This is a genomic window from Nostoc sp. NOS(2021) (genome assembly GCF_017115025.1).
Classification (GTDB): Bacteria; Cyanobacteriota; Cyanobacteriia; order Cyanobacteriales; family Nostocaceae; genus Nostoc.
Genome location: NZ_JABXKM010000166.1, coordinates 12,459 through 16,011 on the forward strand (window position 1 = coordinate 12,459; position 3,553 = coordinate 16,011).

A 3,553-nucleotide genomic window follows, 5' to 3' on the forward strand; every position below is an offset into this window, starting at 1 on the left:
ATTACCAGATTGTAAAGGCTTGAGATACCAATTTTAGCGTAGGCGTAGCCCACCGCAGGTATCGCCCTTCTCTGCGCCTCTGGGTGAAACTTACCCTCTTGGTTGATCTTGTAACCACCTTTCTAAATCAGCAAGAGTAGAGAAATCTAACAAAGCATCACCTAAAGCTTCCAACTGTTCCACCGATAACTCTTGAATCTGGGACAGAAGCGCATCAGGAATATTACCCACGCGCCGATTTAATAGTCGTAAAACGATCGTTCTTTCTCCTTCTTCCTTCGCTTCCCGAATAGCCCGTGGTTCTTCCAAATTCAGTCCCAACATTGCTGCAATCTCCTCTCGACTAAGGTTAGAAAACTTGTAGACGATAATCGTCGTCACTAAATCAATTATCGCTTGTTCCGATTGTTGCCGTGCTTGCTCCAGCAAAAACCGCGCCCCTTCCACTGCTTCCGTTTCAGAAGTCACATTTGTCAGCAACATCAAACCTAATCCCAAAGGTTGTTCTCGCAAATCCCCCAACTCATCCAGATAAACCCGCCTGACTTGACCACTTTCCAACAAAGCGCGGTGAATGGAAGAGGAAGAAGGTTCCAGGCTGCCAGAGCCAAAAATTATTACTCCAAACCAGTCATCGTAACGAATAGAGTGGCGGTAGAGAAACAAAAACAATTCGCTAAAGAAGCGGTGATATAAGTCTTCATCCTTCTGAAACTGGACTTCTGCAAAAAAGACGGTTTTGGAAACTGCATTCGCCGGAGGTAGAAACACTCCATCAATCCGAAACGCCGTTTCTTTCACCTCAACTGATTCAAACTGGTAGTTTTCCGCTTCTGGAGGTGGTTCATCTACTAATTCAAACAGCAAACCGGGAAATTGCTTAAATAATTTGTAGAAGATGGTGTCACGTCGCATTTTTATTCCTCAACACCCAGACAATTACCAGATTGTAAAGGCTTGAGATACCAATTTTAGCGTAGGCGTAGCCCACCGTAGGTATCGCTTGTCCCTACGTCCGCGATAAAATTCTCAAGCACAACAGCGCACTCCATACCAATGCAAATTAACTGGGAAACTGCCAAAACCTACGAAGATATTCTGTATCAAAAAAACGATGGCATTGCGAAAATCACCATCAACCGCCCCCACAAACGCAATGCCTTCCGTCCTGAAACGGTCTTTGAACTCTACGACGCTTTCTGTGATGCTCGTGAAGATACTACTATTGGTGTTGTCCTATTTACAGGTTATGGGCCACACACTGATGGTAAATATGCCTTCTGTTCTGGTGGCGATCAAAGTGTGCGGGGACATGCGGGTTATGTGGATGATACTGGCATTCCTCGCTTGAATGTGCTGGACTTACAGCGTTTGATTCGTTCTATGCCGAAAGTTGTGATTGCTTTAGTGGCTGGATATGCGATCGGTGGTGGACATGTCCTACACTTGATTTGCGACCTTACCATCGCTGCCGATAACGCCATTTTTGGACAGACTGGCCCCAAAGTCGGCAGTTTCGATGGTGGTTTTGGAGCCAGCTATCTCGCCCGCATCGTGGGACAAAAAAAGGCTAGAGAAATTTGGTTTCTCTGCCGCCAATATGATGCCCAACAAGCTCTAGAAATGGGCTTAATTAATTGCGTCGTCCCAGTGGAACAACTAGAAGCGGAAGGTATTCAATGGGCGCAGGAGATTTTAGAAAAAAGTCCGATCGCAATTCGGTGTCTCAAAGCCGCGTTCAACGCTGATTGTGACGGACAAGCTGGTTTACAAGAACTCGCAGGCAATGCCACGCTACTCTATTACATGACCGAAGAAGGGTCTGAGGGCAAACAAGCCTTTCTCGAAAAGCGTCCACCAGATTTTCGCTCTTTTCCTTGGCTACCTTAAAATTGCAAAAATCGCACCTCACTAAAGGGTGCGATTTTTGTAGATGTCAACTTTTACAGCACTAAATATCTTAAAAACAAATTTTATTTTAAGCAGACTACAAACTCAGTTCAGTAATAATGGATGACTAAATAACCACTGCTTTACTCTTTACCTGTTCAGATATAGAGGCAGTTATTTCCTCTACAGGGGCAAGAGCAGCATTGTCTAAATCTGAGGCTAAGGAGTGAGAAGATGTTAAGACTGGGGCTGCATCTGGCAAACTCCAAGCATCTTCCAAGGTTTCCCAAGAAGGTGCAAAAGGTGGGAGCGCCAAAGAGCAAGCCTTCCAAGTTGCTTGAACAGGTGCGCCCAACTGCTGGCACATTCCGCCACGGCGACCCTCTGGCTGGTAATGACGGCAATATCTACAGGCAGATGCTAGAAATTTAATGGGTTTCATTTGGATTTATCTTTAGTGTCGTTTCCGGCTGAATTTCATCCTTATATTTTGCTTCTATATATAAAGACGTATAAGAGCCAAAAAGTCATTATTTTCTATAGGTTTCAGCGATCCCAAGGGAAAAATAAACTTCAGGATATTTTTATAATCTTGTTATATATTTCAATAATTCTTAGAGTGCTTACCTATAGATTTTGGCTAAAACTTATTAGGGATCAAGACTAAAACTAAAGCTTTTGATTTATCCAGCCTTTTAACTTCCTCCTTAAGGATAGTTTAAGGCAGAGAATTTAAGATAAATAGTCTGCTTTAAATACCAAATTCGGTAGATTCTCGCAGTAAAATATCTTTTTTATCAAGAACTCATAAGTATTTTATGTGGTAGCAGCAAGTTACTTCAGTATAAATTCTGCTCAACGAATAATCGCTAAACTATTTTGCTTTTAATTGAGGTCAAGACTGACTCCCTTCAAAACTGTTTAGCAGCACAGACAGAACAGACTTCCCAGCGCTGGAGTTCGCCGGGTGGGGTGGGAGATTGACACTGGGGACAAAGGGGTAAGTCATGCGATCGCGATCGCATGACCTTAGCCCAATTTCCAAAAGCAGCATTTACATCCTTAGTGGGTGTAACATCAGGACGGCTAATCTCATCACCAAGGTAACTGGGATGCTCATGGGGCAAAACCGTTTGTTGCTGTTTTCTCTCCACAGATGGATTCTGCCAGCCAGCAGTAGAAAAGCGAATATCAACCAAAGGTGTTGGCAGCTTTTTATTCAACTTTAAAAGCAGAGATGTGCGACCAAAAGTCAGGTTTTGCGCCCAAGCAGCACTAGAAGTTGCTACCGACAAAACATCGCGCTGAATCGACAATGGTCGAGTATGTGCGGCAACTACTGGGCCAACAACTTCTGCCCAAAACATGAGCAGGCGTTGAAATGGTTGCTCCTGCCATTTAGCCTGCTTTTCCAGAACGCCTAAAATATCATTAATTGATTTCAACGACATCATTAAAAGTGCTGAGTGAGGAGTGAGGAGTGAGGAGTGAGGAGTTCTCCCTTGCTTCCCTCACTGCCCTATACTCTATTTCCAAGATAGACTTCCATGAACTATCGTTCACAACAAAGCTGAAAATCTCTCTTTTCTAGTCCCCAATGCCCAATGCCCAATGCCCAATACTTCTCTACGAGAGGCTGCGCCAACGGCAACGCTCAGTACAA

Annotated in this window: 4 protein-coding genes; 1 reads left to right on the forward strand and 3 read right to left on the reverse strand. The window is 44.0% G+C overall.

The window, feature by feature from the left end:
- Positions 1 to 90: 90 nt before the first annotated feature.
- Positions 91 to 915 (reverse strand): DUF2887 domain-containing protein, encoded by an 825-nt coding sequence (locus HWQ41_RS20220; RefSeq protein WP_292766624.1) that lies wholly within the window; start codon positions 913 to 915, stop codon positions 91 to 93.
- Between the two features lie 141 nt (positions 916 to 1,056).
- Between HWQ41_RS20220 and menB the strand changes: the two genes are divergently transcribed.
- Entirely contained in the window at positions 1,057 to 1,890 is an 834-nt protein-coding gene (menB, locus tag HWQ41_RS20225; protein WP_292766626.1) for a 1,4-dihydroxy-2-naphthoyl-CoA synthase, read from the forward strand.
- Positions 1,891 to 2,017: 127 nt separating this feature from the next.
- Here menB and HWQ41_RS20230 read toward each other — a convergent pair whose 3' ends face one another.
- Positions 2,018 to 2,332, reverse strand: a complete 315-nt coding sequence (locus tag HWQ41_RS20230) for a hypothetical protein (protein WP_292766628.1) — start codon at positions 2,330 to 2,332, stop codon at positions 2,018 to 2,020.
- Positions 2,333 to 2,801: 469 nt separating this feature from the next.
- Positions 2,802 to 3,341 (reverse strand): DciA family protein, encoded by a 540-nt coding sequence (locus HWQ41_RS20235; RefSeq protein WP_292766634.1) that lies wholly within the window; start codon positions 3,339 to 3,341, stop codon positions 2,802 to 2,804.
- Between the last annotated feature and the right edge of the window lie 212 nt (positions 3,342 to 3,553).